This window comes from Bacillus sp. NSP9.1 (genome assembly GCF_000465465.2).
Lineage (GTDB): Bacteria > Bacillota > Bacilli > Bacillales > Bacillaceae > Bacillus > Bacillus sonorensis_A.
The window spans coordinates 1058773-1077103 of the sequence record NZ_CP048273.1; the positions used below are offsets into that span (position 1 = coordinate 1058773).

At 46.9% G+C, this 18331-nt stretch carries 13 protein-coding genes; 10 read left to right on the forward strand and 3 right to left on the reverse strand.

The window, feature by feature from the left end:
- The first annotated feature begins 18 nt into the window (after positions 1-18).
- On the forward strand, positions 19-1347 hold the full coding sequence (locus M654_RS05205; protein ID WP_026588607.1) for a Na+/H+ antiporter family protein: 1329 nt from the start codon (positions 19-21) through the stop codon (positions 1345-1347).
- 50 nt (positions 1348-1397) lie between these two features.
- On the opposite strand, the gene M654_RS05210 is transcribed toward M654_RS05205, so the two are convergent.
- A complete protein-coding gene (locus tag M654_RS05210; protein ID WP_026588606.1) occupies positions 1398-1994 on the reverse strand; it encodes a biotin transporter BioY in 597 nt (198 codons plus the stop codon).
- Between the two features lie 100 nt (positions 1995-2094).
- On the opposite strand from M654_RS05210, the gene M654_RS05215 reads away from it, so the two are divergent.
- Positions 2095-2691, forward strand: coding sequence for a sulfite oxidase-like oxidoreductase (locus tag M654_RS05215; protein WP_026588605.1), 597 nt, complete (start codon positions 2095-2097; stop codon positions 2689-2691).
- 44 nt (positions 2692-2735) lie between these two features.
- Here the strand turns inward: M654_RS05215 and ald are convergent, their stop codons facing one another.
- Positions 2736-3875, reverse strand: coding sequence for an alanine dehydrogenase (gene ald / locus M654_RS05220; RefSeq protein ID WP_026588604.1), 1140 nt, complete (start codon positions 3873-3875; stop codon positions 2736-2738).
- Positions 3876-3980: 105 nt separating this feature from the next.
- Positions 3981-5219 carry a sporulation transcriptional activator AdeR gene (locus tag M654_RS05225; protein ID WP_026588603.1) on the reverse strand — a complete coding sequence of 413 codons (1239 nt, stop codon included), beginning with the start codon at positions 5217-5219 and terminating at the stop codon, positions 3981-3983.
- A gap of 182 nt (positions 5220-5401) precedes the next feature.
- On the opposite strand from M654_RS05225, the gene M654_RS05230 reads away from it, so the two are divergent.
- The 8 genes from M654_RS05230 (at position 5402) to M654_RS05265 (ending at position 18160) form a co-directional block, all read left to right on the forward strand.
- A complete protein-coding gene (locus tag M654_RS05230) occupies positions 5402-6805 on the forward strand; it encodes an alanine/glycine:cation symporter family protein (RefSeq protein ID WP_026588602.1) in 1404 nt (467 codons plus the stop codon).
- A gap of 367 nt (positions 6806-7172) precedes the next feature.
- Complete coding sequence (locus M654_RS05235) at positions 7173-7469, forward strand: WXG100 family type VII secretion target (protein WP_026588601.1); 297 nt, start codon at positions 7173-7175, stop codon at positions 7467-7469.
- An 80-nt stretch (positions 7470-7549) separates the two neighbouring features.
- On the forward strand, positions 7550-7789 hold the full coding sequence (locus tag M654_RS05240) for an ESX secretion system protein YukD (RefSeq protein ID WP_026588600.1): 240 nt from the start codon (positions 7550-7552) through the stop codon (positions 7787-7789).
- 14 nt (positions 7790-7803) lie between these two features.
- Positions 7804-9138, forward strand: coding sequence for a type VII secretion protein EssB (essB, locus tag M654_RS05245; protein ID WP_026588599.1), 1335 nt, complete (start codon positions 7804-7806; stop codon positions 9136-9138).
- Between the two features lie 36 nt (positions 9139-9174).
- On the forward strand, positions 9175-13659 hold the full coding sequence (essC, locus tag M654_RS05250) for a type VII secretion protein EssC (RefSeq protein ID WP_026588598.1): 4485 nt from the start codon (positions 9175-9177) through the stop codon (positions 13657-13659).
- The gene (gene esaA, locus M654_RS05255) at positions 13656-16859 is read left to right on the forward strand and encodes a type VII secretion protein EsaA (RefSeq protein WP_026588597.1); all 3204 of its coding nucleotides are present in this window, start codon (positions 13656-13658) and stop codon (positions 16857-16859) included. Before essC ends, esaA begins: the two co-directional genes overlap by 4 nt.
- Positions 16843-17340, forward strand: a complete 498-nt coding sequence (essA, locus tag M654_RS05260; RefSeq protein ID WP_236251201.1) for a type VII secretion protein EssA — start codon at positions 16843-16845, stop codon at positions 17338-17340. Before esaA ends, essA begins: the two co-directional genes overlap by 17 nt.
- A gap of 88 nt (positions 17341-17428) precedes the next feature.
- Positions 17429-18160, forward strand: coding sequence for a (S)-benzoin forming benzil reductase (locus M654_RS05265; protein WP_026588595.1), 732 nt, complete (start codon positions 17429-17431; stop codon positions 18158-18160).
- Positions 18161-18331: the final 171 nt, after the last annotated feature.

An 18331-nucleotide genomic window follows, 5' to 3' on the forward strand; every position in this document is an offset into this window, starting at 1 on the left:
TTTTTCGGAGGTTTAAATATGAATGCAGTTGTGATTGCAGTTATTGTTATGCTGATATTAAGCCTGCTGCGGGTCAATGTTGTCATTGCCTTGATTGCGGGCGCCCTTGCCGGCGGTCTGACTGGCGGGCTCGGCCTCGGTCAGACGGTCAGCGTCTTTACCGAAGGGCTTGGAGGAAATGCGACGGTAGCCGTCAGCTATGCGCTTCTCGGCGCATTCGCGGTCGCTTTGACGAAAACGGGCCTCCCGGATGCCATGGTTGAAGCGGCTGTAAAGCTGATCGGCAAAGAAGGGGACACGCGGCGCAAAACACTGTCAAAAGTGTTGATCGTTCTTGTGATTTTAATCATTTCCTGTATGTCGCAAAATGTCGTTCCCGTTCATATCGCATTTATCCCGGTGTTAATCCCGCCGCTGCTCAAAATTTTAAATGAGCTTCAAGTTGACCGCCGGATCATTGCGTGTGCGATGACTTTCGGATTAACGGCTCCGTATATTTTGCTTCCGGTCGGTTTCGGCCAGATTTTCCAGGGGATTTTGAAAGATAATATGAAAGACGCGGGACTCTCCGTTTCTCTTTCGGATATTCCGCTGGCGATGATCATTCCGGTTGGTGGAATGGTTGTGGGGCTAGCAATCGCCGCTTTCGTATACCGGAAACCGCGCACATATGAAATGAAGGAAATCGCCGGTCAAAAACCTGCGGCTTATACGAAAAAAAGCCTCTCTATCGCAGTGCTGGCCATCGCCGTTTCATTAAGCGTGCAGCTGTATTTGTCACAAAGCCTTGATGTTGACGGGATGATCTTCGGCGCGCTCAGCGGATTGGCGGTCTTATTCTTAAGCGGCGCCATGAAACGAGGCGAAGCCGACGAATTGATCACAAACGGGATGAACATGATGGCGTTTATCGGCTTTGTCATGCTTGCCGCTGCAGGTTTTGCCAATGTGCTTGAGAAAACGGGCCATGTCAAATCCCTTGTTGAAGCATCCACCGGTTTGATCAGCAATAACCAGGTTGTCGGCGCGCTATTGATGCTGATCGTCGGGCTGTTGATTACAATGGGAATCGGCTCATCATTTGCGACGATCCCGATCATTGCCACGATATTCGTCCCGCTCTGCTCACAGCTCGGCTTCAGCCCGCTGGCGACGATCGCCATTATCGGAACGGCGGCAGCTTTGGGAGATGCCGGCTCGCCTGCGAGCGACAGTACGTTAGGACCGACATCAGGCTTAAATGCCGATGGACAGCACCATCACATTTGGGATACTTGTGTGCCGACGTTCATCTTTTATAACATCCCGCTGATCCTGTTTGGCTGGATCGCGGCTATCGTCCTTTAATTTTGGATATTTGTTAAAATGAAAAGAGAACCCGCAAAGGTTCTCTTTTTTTAAAAAGTGGGATTTCTTTTGAAGCCGGCGGCTTTCTGAACCGCTTTGTAAACTTTTGAGGCGAGGGCGGCCAACAGAACGGAGAAGGCCAGATCCTTGATGAAAAACCAGGTCATCATGACCCAGGCGTAAGAATAGGTGATCGGTGTGTTCAGCCAAGTTTTAAAAGCGAAATACATATAGTTGACGCCGATCAGGTAGATGATCAATGTACCGATGACTGAAGCGGTGAAAAAATCGGCTGCTTTCGGCTCGGATTTTCTGTCTGTGATCCAGCCTGCGGCATATGCCGCGGGGATGTAGGATAAAATAAAACCGCCGCTGCCCTTGAAAAGAGCGGATATTCCCCCGGAAAACGAGGCGAAAACAGGCGCGCCGATAAAGCCAACCAACGCATAAACAATCATGGATAACGCCCCCAGTCTGCGGCCGAGCAGAAGGCCCGCCAGCAGGCAGAAAAACGGCTGCATCGTCAGCGGAATTCCGCCGATTTGCAGGAAGGGAGCAAACGAAGTGATGTTGGCGCCGATTCCCATCAGAGCGGCAAACATTCCAGCAAGCGCCATGTCACTGGCACGAAGCTTTTGTTTTGTCATGTTGTTCTTCCTCCTTCATTCTCCTCCTATCGTAAAAGATGATGAAAGAGTTTGTCAACCTTATTTATATACTAGTTAACAAAAGAGAGGTGCTTGCCACATGTTTTTTGGAAAAGCAAAACAGCACAAGCCATCTGACAGAGTGCCCCCGAACCAGAATGTCACCACGACGTTTCCCGTCCTTCACACAGGCGATGTTCCCGATTATGGAGATTTGTCAAAATGGAATCTGCAAATCTACGGATTGGTTGAACAGCCGCTCTTATTATCCTTTGAGGAACTGTGCGAGCTCCCGGAAAGCGAAGTGTCAAACGACATCCACTGTGTGACGGGATGGTCAAAACTCGATAATGTCTGGAAGGGAATCAAGACACAGGAGATAGCCAAAATCGCAAAGCCGCTTGAGGAAGCCCGATATGTGATCTTGCACGCTGAGGAAGGCTGGACGACCAATGTGCCGCTGAAGGATTTTTTGCTGGATTCCTCTTTGCTGGCCCACTCCCATAACGGCGCTCCGCTTACTCCTGAGCACGGTTTTCCGCTGAGGGCGATCATGCCGCACCTTTATTTTTGGAAAAGCGCCAAATGGCTGAGGGGCATCCAGTTTACAAAGGAAAACCACCCGGGATTTTGGGAGAAAAATGGTTACCATATGAGGGGAGACCCTTGGAAAGAAGAAAGATACAGCTTTGATTAAAAAAAGACAGAGGCCTGCGAGTAAGCCTCTGTCTTTTGAACATGTCACGCCCCAGCCGCTGACGACGAACTTTCAAGCGCCAATTCCGGCGGTACATAGCTGTCATTTAAAGCTTTTGCCACCGCTTCATATGTGATATGTCCGCTTGCCACATTGACGCCGGCCTTTAAGGCTGGATTTTCAAGAACCGCTTTTTCCGCGCCCTTGTTTGCGATCTCAAGGGCGTATGGAACCGTTACATTTGTCAGCGCCACTGTGGATGTCCGCGGGACGGCGCCGGGCATGTTGGCGACGGCGTAATGGACAATGCCGTGCTTTTCATATGTCGGATTGTCATGGGTCGTGATGTGGTCAACCGTCTCGACAATTCCGCCTTGATCAATGGCGACATCCACGATAACGGAGCCGGGCTTCATCTGTTTGACCATTTCTTCCGTCACCAATGTCGGAGCCTTTGCGCCGGGAATCAGCACCGCACAAATGAGAAGATCGGCTTCAGCGACAGCATCGGCAATATTGACCGGGTTTGACATCAGCGTTTTGATTTGATGGCCGAACTGATCGTCAAGCTGGCGGAGCCGATCTGCGTTCAAATCGATCATTGTCACATCGGCGCCAAGACCCGCCGCGATTTTCGCCGCATTTGTGCCGACGACGCCTCCTCCGATAATCGTCACTTTTCCGCGAGCCACACCGGGAACGCCGGCTAATAATATGCCTTTTCCGCCTTTCGGCTTTTCAAGGAATTGCGCACCGATCTGGGCGGCCATCCGTCCGGCGACTTCCGACATCGGCGTCAGCAAAGGAAGGGAACGGCCGTCACTTACCGTTTCATAAGCGATGGCGATGACACCGCTTTGTTTTAGAGCTTCAGCCAAAGAAGGCTCCGCAGCCAAATGGAGATAGGTGAACAAGATCAGCCCTTCGCGAAAATAGGGATACTCTTCAGGCAAAGGCTCTTTTACTTTCATCACCATCTCCGCAGTATTCCAAACCGTTTTTGCCTCTTCGGCGATCTCCGCACCTGCTGACACATAATCCTCATTTTCGAATCCGCTTCCCGCACCTGCATCTGTTTCCAGGATGACGCGGTGGCCGGCGGCAATTAGCTGCGCTGCTCCACCGGGAGTCAGCGCCACCCTGTTTTCATTGTTTTTGATTTCTTTCGGAACCCCGATCATCATCGCGTCGCTCCTCCTTCTATGGTTACTGTTCTTTTAGTTTATACTGACAATTTAGAATTTTCTTTGTTCGAATAAGAAAATAAAAAAACATGCATTTGTGGAATCTCACAAATGCATGTTGCGAAGCTTGATTTCAAGGTAAATCGTAAACTTTTCATTAATGTTTTTTAAATCGATTTCCGCGATTTTGCCGATCCGCTTCAGCCTGTAGTTTAATGTATTGACATGAATGTTCAGCTTTTTGGCAGCGGTGTTGACATTGCTGTCACACTCGATAAACTGCTCAAGGGTCTCGACGAGATTGGAGTGGTGTTCTTGATCATAAGCCTCAAGCTGCATGAGCGAATAATTTGGATAGTTCGCGTGTTTTCTTTTTTCGGCAAGCACATCGAGGTATTGATAAATGCCGAGCTCTGAAAAGCTGACGAGATGCTTTGTTTCGTCCGCAAACCGCTCCTTTACTTTTAAGACGGAGAGCGCTTCCTGATAGGATTGGTGCACACGGGTGATCGACCCGTACATTCCTCCGATCGAAATCGTGCAGTCGTTCAGCTTGTACCGCTCACTAAGCTGCTTTTGAATACTTCCGGCAAACTGTTTTAAATCGTTAAAAGGCTGTCCGTTTTCCCCTGTTTTCGGAGCGGCGAGGATGATCAGCTCATTATAGTCGATCGTGGCCAGCGAAATTTGCACCTGTTGTGTCGTCTCCAATAAATAATTGAGCTGTTTTTCGGTTTTTTCCTCAATTTCGTTTTTCAGGCGGATGATGAAGACAGAGTAGGAAGACGGCACCCTGATGCCGAGCTGATGAAAGCCGTCGGCAATTTCCTGTTCCTCTGAAATATGCCCTGTGAGCAGCTTCCAGAAAAATTCCTGGCTGCGCTGTTCATTCTTTCGTTTGCGGACCTGGTATGGCAAAAGCTTATTCTTCACGGAATCGGCGGCATGCCTTAAGAGGTGAAGCTCGTCTTCCGACAGTGTTTTTTGGCTTTCGAGAGCCCAAATGAAACCGATGACTTCGCTGTTTTTCCAGATTGAGATCGCCACGCGGCTGCTCAGACCGACTTCATCGATTTGCTCCACCCTGATCGGTTCGTCTGTTTTCATCAAAGCTGGAATCGTTCCGTCTCTCCAGAGCTTGTTGATCACCTTTTCCGGAACGCGCCGGCCGATGATCGTCGATGTTCTCGCCGGATCGGTATAGTCGCTGTGCGTGCTGTAAGCAAGGAGGCGGTGGTTGACATCCTCTATCGTAATCGGGCAGTTCAGCACCTCGCTGATATGATCCGCCACATCTTCCAAACGGTCGTATTGGTATTTAAAAGGATTCACTCGATTGTTCATAAAAAACCCCTACTTTTATGTTTGCATGAAAAAATTTTGACATATACCCATCTTACTTTTATTATGAATATAGTTGTTTGTGAAAATCAACAAAAAAGTTAATCTCGATTCATTATATTTCATGAATGGTGACAGCTATTACAACAAATTTAATTATTTTGGAATAAGAGGAGTAGACAGCGGTGTTGGTATTAGAGAAAATTAACAGCATTTTATGGGGAGTCCCGGGCATCGTTCTGCTTGTAGGGACCGGAATTTTTTTGACGGTGATCCTGAGGGGGCTTCAATTTAAACGATTGATATATGCTTTCAAGCTCGCTTTCGGAAAAGAAAAAGAGTCTGCGGGTGCAGACGGCGATGTCAGCAACTTCAAAGCGCTGATGACGACGCTGGCCGGGACGATTGGAAACGGCAATATCGCCGGGGTGGCCACGGCGATTACGGTAGGGGGCCCGGGGGCTTTGTTCTGGATGTGGCTCGTCGGCCTTTTGGGTATGGCTACCAAATACAGTGAAGCTTTGCTGGCCATGAAATACCGTGTCAAAAATGAACGCGGCGAGTATTCCGGAGGACCGATGTACTATGTTGAAAAAGGTCTCGGAAAGAAGTGGAAGCCGCTCGCCGTCTTGTTTGCGCTGTCGGGCGTGCTCGCTTCTTTTGGAATCGGCGACTCTGTCCAGTCCAATACGATTGCTGAGGTCGTCACACATACATTCGGCATCCAAGATTGGATTATCGGCCTTGTGCTCGCAGTGCTGACAGCGGCGATTATTTTCGGCGGCTTTCAGCGCATCAGCACGGTTGCAAGCATTTTTGTGCCGGTGATGGCGATTCTTTATATCGGCGGTTCATTGATTATCATTTTCCTGCATTATGATCAAATCATTCCGGCGTTTCAGCTGATTTTCTATCATGCTTTCAACCCGGTGTCTGCGGCTGGAGGCTTCACAGGAGTGGTCGTGTCCGAAGCGATCAGAAACGGAATGTCCAAGGGGATCTTTTCAAACGAAGCCGGTTTAGGAACAGCGGCTCTCATCGCCGGGAATGCCAAAACCGATCATCCTGTTAAATCGGCGCTGGTGGCGATGACGGGAACGTTTATTGTGACATTGATCGTTTGCACAATGACAGGGCTTGTCCTCATCATTACAGGGTTCTGGGATCCTTCAGGCGGGTTGATTTCCGGAGTTGCCCATGATACATCCCTTGACGCGGGGGCGCTCACGAATGCGGCGTTCGCCTCTTCTTTAGGGTTAACAGGGAAGTACATTGTTACGTTTTCGGTGATCTTTTTCGGCTATTCAACAATTGTCGGCTGGTATGTATATGGAGAAAAATGTCTTGAATATCTTGTCGGCTTAAAATGGGTGCCGATTTACCGTGTTGCTTACGTATTCATCACGTTTTACGGTGCTGTGGCAAGCCTGAATACGGTATGGGCTTTTGCCGACATGGCGAACGCGTTGATGATGATTCCCAACCTGGTGGCTCTTGTTTTATTATGGAAGGTCATTCGCGCGGAAACCGACGATTTCTTTTTAAATCATTACAACCGGCAAAAGCCGGCGAAACTAAAAGCCGGGTGAGGCGAAAAAGCCTGTCTCCAAGATAAGGAGACAGGCTTTTTTGGTCTGAGCGCCTTCTCGGCGTTTTTCTTCATTATAATGCAATCCATCCTTTTCACTATGGACTTTAAAAAGCTTGCACGTAGTCAAATAGAACCATCACTTTTGATTCAAATTGAATATTTGATGAAAATTGAGATTTTTTTACTAGATTTCTAGAATTTTTGCTGGATGGAAATAGAGGAATGATAAACCTTTAGACTCATTTTGTAAAATAACAACAGATTTGTTTGACTGTGCCTCAATCTTGTTTTTATAATAAAAGCGTTCAAAAAAATAAGTTATTTAGCCCATATCTAGGGCGAATAGCGCAGGAGGTATAAGGAATATGTCAGGAATCATTCGTGTTACGCCGGCTGAACTGCGGCAAATGGCTGACAGATATCAAAAAGAAAGCGGAGACGTTACTGAACAGGTCAACCAGCGTCTTGATCAAATGATCAACCAGCTTCAAGATATGTGGGAAGGTGAATCAAGCCGCGCGTTCGCAGAGCAATATCAAGAGCTGAGACCTTCTTTTGTGAAAATGGCTGAACTTCTAAGCGACGTTTCTAAACAGCTTCATCAGACTGCTAACACTCTTGAAAGCACTGACCAAGACATCGCTAGCCAAATTCGCGGCTAATTTACAGATTAGAAGAAAGAGAGAAGCGCCTAATTCAAAAGAAGATGACGGCGCTTTTTCTATTGAGAGGTGATGAACTGGTGTATGTTGACATTACCATCGATTTAAAACATTATGACGGCGGCGCTTTTGATCTCAGACTGTCAGATTACCATTCTGTCAAAAAGGTGGTCGACATCGCTTGGCAGGCCAAGAGCATATCTGTCCCTCCCCGCGAAGGCTGCTGGATCAGGGTGACAAATAAGGATGCCGTTTTTTCAGGCGAATACACACTGTCACAGTGCGGTATAACGACTGGAGACCGTCTTGAAATATTATGAAAGGATCTGGATGAATGGCAGAAAAAAAGAAAACGTATCTGGAAAATCAACTGGAAGCCGTCATGACGAAGGAAGACGATGCTTACATTTTTCGTTTTCAACGAGAAAAGATCAACCTTGTCAACGGCTTGGAAGCAAACGTCATCAAAGAAGTCGATCCTTCCTTTAAAAAAGAAACCGTCATGACCGATGATGAAGTCCAAATTTCGATTCAGCCTCCTGCTGAATATAAAGAATTTCGCTACTTGAAATCCAAAAATAAAAAAAGCAAATGGCTTTTCGCCTACCAGCTCGTCAAAGCTGTTGAAGAGCACTCGGTCAAAAGGCTGCATCTCATTGCGACGCCGGAAAACATTGTCTTTGACAAAGGGTTGACCCCGAAATTTTTACATTATGGAGTGAAAGAAAGCATTCCGCCATACGAACACGATGAAGAAAGACTTTTTAATGAAGTGAAGGCAGCAGCGGCGCTTGCCGTTGACGGCGAATTCACCTTTGAAGAGTATTTAAAATACAGCGAAACCATCAAGTTTTCAGACGAAGTGAAAAACATCGTCTCAAGCGGGACATACGGCGATTTAAAAGCTGTCATTCAAAGACGGCTTGATGAGCTTGACGCCGAAGAAAAAACGCTTGTCCACCTTCCGAAGAAGAAGTGGAAGACGCAAAGATACATAGGATTGGGCCTTATTTTATGTTTAGTACCGGCTTTATTGTTTTCCTTCTATTCTTTATTCTTCGCTCAGCCAAAACAGGAGGCGTTTGTCGAAAGCAACCGCTACTTTTTAAATAAACAGTACAGCAAAGTCATCAGCACGCTTGATAAATACAAACCTGATGAGATGCCGGATTCCGTTCAATATCAGCTCGCATATTCCTATATGATTGTTGAAAACGCGCTGAAGGAATTAGACTGGCAGGAAGATGCCCTGAACAGCCTTACGCTGCAGGTCGATCCGAATAACTTCCTCTACTGGATTCAGATCGGACGCGGGGAAAATAAAGAGGCGTTAGAGACGGCTCGTAAGCTGGAAAACAACTTCCAAATCATATTTGCAATCTCGAAATATATCATTGAGATCAAGGCGGATAACCAATTGTCAAGCGAAGAGAGGCAGAAACAGCTGGATCCGCTGCAAAAGGAATATGACGAATTGTATGAGACATTGGAAAAGGAAAAAAACGCGCAGAAAAATACTGAAGAAAACCAGCAGGTAACGACTGAGCAAAAACAGGCTGATATAGAGGCTGCAAAGACTGAACAAGAAAAAGCGGAAAAGACTGAAAAGGAGCAGGAGAAAAAAGAAAATAAAGAAAAGGAAGAGCAAAAGAAAAAAGATGATAAATAAAGTGAAGATAACCTGTTGTTGGCAGGAGGCGGAAAAATGAGTCTGTTATGGATTTTTTACCATGAAAATTATCAAAAAATAAAACTGGATGATCACAGCAGCCGCACGCTGACAATCGGACCGGATGTCAAGCATTCCGTCACCATCAGCCGTTTTCCGTTTGAAAAAGGTCCGGTGACATTGGAAAAACAAAAGGACTCCGATCTGTACAGCGTCTATCGCAAGGATGAGCCGGCCTCTTCTTTGGCGCTTGGTGATAAAACGGTCCTAAAAGACGGCGCCGGGGAGCTGACGCTCTTTTTAACGGAAGAATCCGAAGACGCCCCTGCCTATTATTTAGGAGAGAGAAAAGAAATCGCTGTTTCCTCCTGCAATGAGGAGGCGGATGTCTCTTTTACCGAAGCGGATTCGCCTTTCGGAGACCGCGGCACCTTCTTATTGATCCGCCTTGAAGGCAAGTGGCATGTGATCCCGAATGGTGCGCTCGTCTATATGAACGGGGAAAAAATAACCGCTCCTGCCCTGGTGCAAAATGGGGATGAAATTTTATACGGCCTGAATGCGTTCCGCATCATTGAAAACGACCTTTTGGAAATTCATGGACAAGAGGAGTTTGCTACAAACCTGGAAAAAATGCTCAGGCCTACCTCTGAAACGAAAAATAAATATCCGCATTACCGCAGGCCGCCGAGGATGATTTACGACCTGCCGGATGAGAAAATATCCTTCAGCTTTCCGGCGCAGGAAAGCGATGAGAACAACAGAGGCTTATGGCTGATGATATTGCCTCCGCTTGTCATGCTGCTTGTGATGGGAATCGTGGCGATCATTCAGCCGCGGGGCATCTTTATCGTCGTTTCCCTGGCGATGTTTATGATGACGCTGATTACATCAACTGTGCAATACTTCCGTGATAAAAGCCAGCGCAAAAAACGCGAAGAAAAAAGGGAGCGCGTCTATACGCTTTACCTTGAGAATAAAAAGAAGGAATTGCATGAACTGGCGGAAAAACAAAAATTCGTCCTGGAGTTCCATTTTCCTGCCTTTGAACGGATGAAATATTTAACAAAGGAAATCAGCGGCCGAATTTGGGAAAAAACAATTGAAAGCGCAGATTTCCTGCAAATCCGCCTTGGCACGGGAACGGTTGCCTCTTCCTATCAAATCAACCTGAATGGCGGAGATTTGGCAAACCGTGATACAGACCATCTGCTCGAACAGACGCAAAAGATGGAAGAGGTTTACAGAGAACTAAAAAACGCGCCGATTACCGTCAATCTCGCCGAAGGACCGATGGGGGTTGTCGGAAAAGAAGCTGTCGTCAAAAACGAGATTCATCAGCTCGTCGGACAGCTCGCTTTCTTCCACAGCTATCATGATTTACGCTTTGTCTTTATTTTTGACGAAGCCGAGTATAAAGAATGGGAATGGATGAAGTGGCTTCCGCATTTTCAGATGCCGCATACATATGCGCGAGGATTTATTTACAACGAACAGACGAGGGATCAACTTCTTTCAAGCGTCTACGAGCTGTTAAGAGAACGCGATTTGGATGAAAACAAAGACAAGACCCGGTTCAGACCGCATTTTGTCTTTATTATCACAAACCAGCAGCTGATCGCTGAACACGTCATACTTGAATATTTGGAAGGGAAGCAGAAAAACCTCGGAGTGTCGACAATCGTTGCGGCAGAGACGAAAGAAAGCCTGTCCGAAAACATCCATACCCTCGTTCGTTATATTACCGAACAGGAAGGCGACATTCTGATCAAGCAAAAGAAAGCCGTGCAGATCCCGTTTCAATTGGATCAGCATACAAGGGAAGACAATGAGATCTTTTCACGTACATTAAGGACGCTTGACCACCAGCTTGGAATGACCAATTCAATTCCTGATACGGTTTCGTTCCTTGAGCTGTTCCATGCGAAAGAAGTCGATGACATCGGTATCGGACAAAAGTGGCTGACAAGCGAATCGGCCAAATCGTTGGCTGTGCCGATCGGCTATAAAGGAAAAGATGACATCGTGTATTTAAACCTGCACGAAAAAGCACACGGTCCCCACGGATTGCTTGCGGGGACAACCGGATCGGGAAAAAGTGAATTTTTGCAAACGTATATTTTGTCTTTGGCTGTTCACTTCCATCCGCATGAAGTCGCTTTTCTTTTGATCGACTATAAAGGGGGCGGAATGGCGCAGCCGTTCCGGAACATTCCCCACCTGCTCGGAACGATCACGAACATTGAAGGCAGCAAAAACTTCAGTACGCGGGCATTGGCATCAATTAAAAGCGAGCTGAAGAAAAGGCAGCGCCTTTTTGATCAGTACAGCGTCAATCATATCAATGATTACACAAAGCTTTACAAGCAGAAAAAAGCGAAAACGGCAATGCCTCACTTATTCTTAATATCGGATGAGTTTGCCGAATTAAAAAGCGAAGAGCCGGAATTTATCCGCGAGCTCGTCAGTGCGGCAAGGATCGGCCGAAGCCTCGGCGTGCATTTGATCTTGGCGACGCAAAAACCGGGCGGCATCATCGATGACCAGATCTGGAGCAACTCGAGATTTAAAGTGGCTTTAAAGGTGCAGGACGCCAATGACAGTAAAGAGATCCTCAAAAACGGGGATGCGGCCACGATCACGGTAACCGGCCGGGGGTATTTGCAGGTCGGCAACAATGAGGTATATGAGCTGTTCCAGTCTGCCTGGAGCGGAGCGCCTTATGCCGAGGACGCCTACGGAACGGAAGATGAGGTGGCAATCGTCACCGATACCGGATTAATTCCTTTATCAGATGTAGACGCAGACCATGCCTCGAAAAAAGAGGTTCAGACGGAAATTTCCGCTGTTGTGGAACAAATTGAGCGCATTCAGGAGGAAATGGGAGTCGAAAAGCTCCCGAGTCCTTGGCTGCCGCCGCTTGAGGAACGCATTCCCAAAGCGCTTTATCCGTCGGAGGAGGCCGATACATTCAACTTCGCCTTTATCGATGAACCCGAAAAGCAAAGTCAGGAGCCGATCAGCTACCGCATGATGGACGACGGCAATATCGCCATCGTCGGATCATCCGGCTACGGAAAATCGCTGAGTGCGATCACCTTCCTGATGAGCTTTGCGGCTGAATACACGCCAGAAGAACTGCACAACTACATTTTTGACTTTGGAAACGGAACGCTTCTGCCGCTTGCGAGACTTCCGCATACGGCCGATTATTTCCTGATGGATCAGACAAGAAAAATCGAAAAATTCATGGTCCGCATCAAAGAGGAAATCGAGCATCGGAAAAATCTGTTCCGCGCCAAAGAAATCAGCCATATTAAGATGTACAATGCGCTGAACGAAGAGAAGCTTCCGTTCATTTTCATCACGGTTGACAACTTCGACATCATCAAAGATGAAATGCACGATCTCGAAGCTGAATTTATTCAGTTCGCCCGCGACGGCCAGTCATTGGGGATCTATTTGATCCTGACGGCGACGAGGGTCAACGCGATCAGACAGTCGCTGTTGAACAATCTGAAAACAAGGGTCGTTCATTATTTGATGGACCAGTCCGAAGCCTATTCCATTATCGGAAGGCCGGAATACAGCCTTGAACCGATTCCGGGGCGTGTCATCTTAAACAAAGAAAACCAATACTTTGCGCAAATGTTTTTGCCTGTTGAAGCAAACAGCGATATCGAACTGTTTGAAAACATCAAAGCCGATATTCAGGACATTGCCGAGCGCTTCAAGGACATGAGAAAGCCTGCGCCGGTGCCGATGCTGCCGCTGGAGCTTTCCGTGACGCAGTTGATGAGGGACTATCCGCTTCAGCCTGAAAGAGGACTGATTCCGATGGGGCTTGATGAAGAGTCTGTCGAACCTGTTTACTTTAACCTTGAGAAAAACAAACATTGCCTTATCATGGGGCAGACCCAGCGCGGAAAAACAAATGTCATCAAAATCATGCTTGAGCATCTGCTTGATCATGATACGAAAAAGATCGCTGTGTTTGACTCCATCGACCGCGGCTTATCTCAATACGCGACAGAGGATCAGATCAGCTACCTTGAAACAAAGGATGACATTCTTCTATGGCTGTCCGAAACAGAAGAAATCTGCCGGACGAGGGAAGCCATGTATGTGGAGGCTGTCAGACAAGGGGAAATCGCAAACCTTGACTTTTCGCCGATGGTCTTTATCGTCGACGGAATTTCGCGGTTCCAGCAGACGATTGACGCATCGATCCAAGATAAGATGGCGATGTTCATGAAGTCTTATGCCCATTTAGGTTTCCACTTTATACCTGCCGGAAACCACAATGAATTTACAAAAGGATATGATGCATTGACAAGCGAAGTCAAGCAAGTCAGACATGCCGTCCTGCTGATGAAAAAGTCCGAGCAAAACTTGATCCAGCTTCCGTATGAACGGCAGGAGCCGGAAATTCAGCCGGGCTTCGGCTATATCGTTGAAAACGGCAGGGAAAGAAAAATTCAAATTCCTTTATGTTCTGTAGAAAGGAAGAAAACGACATGACGGAACAACAAAAAAGCACTCTGAAAATCATCAGCGCGATGGTCATCATCATCCTTCTGCCCGTCTTATTCTTTCATTTCATCGGCGAGAATCCGACGAAAAAGGTTTCGAGCGCGACAAGGGAAATCGCCGTTGTCAATGAGGATACCGGCGTCTTGAAAGAGGACGGAACCGTTGATGAAGATACGTTATTTGGAAACCAAATATCGGCGTTTTTGGCTGAACGTCCGGACTACAAATGGACGGTCGTCAGCCGAAGCGCCGCCGAAAGCGGACTTGCGGAAAAGCAATACGATGCGATTGTCTACATCCCGTCCGATTTTTCGCAAAACATTTTAAGCTATAATCATAAACGTCCGCAAAAAGCGGAGTTGGAATTTAAAATTCAGGGCCAGCTTGACGCCGTCAACAAGGAAAAAGTCCAGCGTGAGCTTCAGGACGCCCAAAAAACGGTGAGCAAGAAAATGACGACTCTGTATTGGGGGCTTGTCAAACAGGAGGTCAAAAAGGTCAGAAAAGAATTCGACAGCATCGTCAACAAAGAGTCGGAATTCCAAAACGCCATGTACAACTTTTATAAGCCGAGCTCCAATGACTTAGCGGGCGAGGTGAACAGACAAAAAGAGATGATCGAAAGCCTCAAGGAGTCGATCAATGAAACACACGGCACATCAAAAGAACGCAACGCAAGCGTTGAAGAAACGAAAAAGCAGCTGGACAGCTTTGTTGACAATGTCAATCAGTATAAAGAGTACCAGGAAAAGCAGTCAGAGCTGCTTCAATCAGCCCAGGCGGACAGTGAAGAACAAATTCAAGACGGCCTGACATCCATCAAAGAAAAGCAAGCCAGCGCCCAAAGCCGCTTCAGCGAACAAATGAACGGTATGGCAATGTCGCTCAGCGGTTTGCAAAACCAGTTTAGCTTGACTTCTACCTCTCTTGAAAACCTGCAAAAAACGCGGGAGGATCAGATTTCAATCCAACTGAATGGGATTAATTCGATCCAAAATAAGTTGATAGATAACTATCAGGCTGAAACAAGAAAAGCGAATTTGAGTAAGCTTGAGCCTGACTTAATTGTATTACGGTCTGATCTATCGAAAGGCTCTGAAGATGATTCACAAAACGGCACGGACCCGGGTGATGAGGATAAAAATGATCAGGATAATAATCAAGATGATGAAGAACAGCCGAACAATCTAGAAATCAATCTCCAAGAACAGCAAGATGAATTGAAGAGCATTGCGGCTGAACTGAAAGAATTATCGGACGGGTTAAAAGATTCTTCTGATAACGATGGTGGAGGTACGGAACCAACTCCTGAAGAACCAACTCCGAACCCGAGCGAAGATCCGACTTCCGAAGAACCGGCTCCTGATCAGAGTGGAGACCCTTCAACAGAAGAACCGGCTCCTGATCAGAGTGGAGACCCTTCAACAGAAGAACCGACTCCTGATCAGAGTGAAAATCCCGCTGCCGAGAACACGACTCCTGATCAGAATCAAGAACCGGCAGCCGACACTGGAGAAAACGGACAGCAAGACACATCAAATCCTGAAGATCCGACAAATGATCAAGCAACAGGTGAAGACGGAGATACCCAGAACCCTGGAAATGAGCAGCCTTCAGAAGGATCGGATGACGAGGTTGCCAAATTAAAAGAGCAGCTGAATGAAGCTGCTGCCCGGCTTGAAAAGGTGGAAGAAGACCTTCGTGCAAAACAGGACACTCATAATGAAGAGCTGAAAAAGAAGCTTGAAACCTTGAGTGGGGAAATTACAAAGCTAAATGAAAACATTGACGATTTAAAGAAAGAAATAGTGGATCTGAACGATAAGATTACAGATCTCAACAATAAACGAACAGAAGATTTTGATGCTATCTATAAGAAAATTCAAAATATAGAAGCGAGAGTATCAGAAAATCTTCCGGAAGATAGCACCTTAAAAAAAGCTTTTGAATCTAACATACGTACGAGAGATGTCGATCAACTGCTCAATTACTATAAGTTACTATCAAATTATGAAACAACATTTTTCGGTTCGGTCAATTATTCAACTAAGGAAAGCGTCATCTCCGGGACGCAAGACGGTCTCAATACAGTCCTTAAAGTCGGTGAAACCGAAGCGGAAAAATGGGAAAACCTTAAAAACAACATGCTGTTATCAAATGAGGACATTCAAGATTACACAGAAGGCATGTCCGATTTTGTAACAACCTACGGAGAATTCATTGATGAAAAGCAGACGGAAACGCTGAATGAGCTTAGCACAATCTCAGAGAGAGCAAATGCCGTCTCTGAACAGCTCAGCAATCCGGTGGGTGCCGGAACGGCGGTCTTTGAAGGAGATGCGACAGACGGCTCCATGGTGATCAGCATGCAGGATACGCTTGGAAATGACATTCTGCAGCTGTCAGATATGCTTGGTTCCTTGTCAGAAACGCAATCAGGTGTCATCGAGTACACCAACAATATTACGGAAAGTGTAAACGATGTTCAGCAAAAAGCGGATACCCTGAATTCAAACTGGGGTCAGAACGTCAATACGACAAAGCTCGTCCGCGGTGATGTGTACAGCATCCTCGGCAATGCTTTTGGAGGAAATGACGGATATGTATACGATCATCTGGCGAGTCCTGTGAAAATCAGCGGGGATGTTCCTGAATCAAAAGCGCAAAACGTACCGCCGGTTGTCATTCTCGTCATTGTCATGATCTCAAGTTTGTTGATCGGATACTTCAGCCACCACTACCAAAACGCTCCGCTTCTCGTCAGAGGCGCGCTGTTTGGAATACTGAATATCATTGTCGGATTGATGATCAGCCTGTTCGGCTTGAACATCTACTCTCTGGCAGATGACCAGGCCGTGATGTGGTCGGCCTTTACGATCATGCTGCTTGTCGCAAGCTCCGCCGTCATCCGTTCGGCATTCATGCTTGGCTCCATTGCTGGAGGCGCGGCAACAGCTTTCATGATTTTGTTCTACATTGCTCCGCTGCTTGATTTGGCCATGCCGAATTTCAGCTTCGAGAATCCGGTGTCAACCGTATATATGTCCATTCAGTATGGAACAGGCGATATGTTCGCACTTGGAATGGGAGCATTGGTTCTTATCGCAATCATCGCATTGGCCGTTCCGTTTATTGTCGATTTTGCAAAATCAAAAACGGAGGAAAGCGAGAATGACATTGATGCGTAATGCGAGATGGGGAAAGAAGGGGATCATGGCTGTCATGCTCTCCTTCTTTCTTTTCACACCGCTTGTGAAAGCGGATGAAACCGATGAAGTCGACGTCAAGCCAAACGAGTATGAAAAGCAGGATGTCAAAATCGAAACGGACTACCTGCAGGAAGACGATGCTGAATACAAAGAAGATATACCGATACCGGAAGAGCTGAAGGAATTCTCATTTTCGGACAAGAAAAAAGACGGTCCCCTCGAACAGCTGAAAGGTCTATCGGGAAGCTTCACAAATAAAAGCAATTCCGTCGCCTCAAAGCTGAAAGAGCTCAATCTGTCATTTTCAGCGGAGCCATCATTAGGCAAACAGGTAGATGACATGGCAGAAGACAAGCAATCTATCTTCCTGCCTATCTTGTATGGAGTCCTGATCCTTCTCTGTATTGCGGGCCTGTTCTTCTTGATTCCGAGAGTTGTCAGCGGCCAGCAGAAGAAATAGGGGCTGCCTTTCTTCCGGGACAAACCGCGGAAGCACTTGAGAAGCCTGCCGACGAATCAGTACAATGATGGATAAGGAGGGAATTCAGATGCATTTATCCATTGTCACAGGAGCGTCAAAAGGCCTCGGCGCAGCGATTGCCAACGGTTTTTTGGAAAACGGCCATTTGGTGCACACCGTCTCCAGGACCAAGTCCGATATTTGCCATGACAGACTGATTCAGCATGAGGCTGATCTGACAAATCCGGCGGAAACAGAGAAGTGGTTTCAGCAATTGACTGATTCTGTGCAAATCGACGAGTTGGCTTCGATCACACTGGTCAATAACGCCGGCATGGTGACCCCGATCAAGCGCGCAGGCGAGGCCGGGTGGGAAGAACTGAGCCGGCACTATAACCTGAATCTGCTTGCTCCGGTTATCCTCAGCCAGCAATTTACAAAGTGGCTCGCTCCATTTAAAGGCGAAAAAACGATCGTCAATATTTCGTCCGGTGCAGCCAAAAACCCTTACAAAGGCTGGAGCGCCTATTGCAGCTCAAAAGCCGGGCTTGATATGTTCACAAAAACATTCGCCTTTGAACAGGAGGACGAGGAATATCCTGTGCGGATGATTTCGTTTTCTCCGGGAGTCATGGATACCGGCATGCAAGAGGTCATTCGCTCATCATCCAAAAAAGACTTCCATGAGATTGAGCGGTTTAAAAACTATCAAACAAAGGGCAGCCTGAGAAGCACTGCCTTTGTTGCCGGAATGCTTCTTGATCTGCTTGAGACGGAGTTTGAAACCGGCAGAGTGTACGACATCAAAGAATTTTTGTGAAAGGCAAAAACAAGCACAGTGAGATATATTGTGCTTGTTTTTTTATTTTCACCCTCAGGCTTTAGTGTTCTTTAAGAAGGGGTGCCCACTTTTCTTTGTGTGGGGTGTAATCATTCGATGACAATGTGTTTTGTCTGTGAATGATAAAAGCGGTCATGATGAAAAATGATG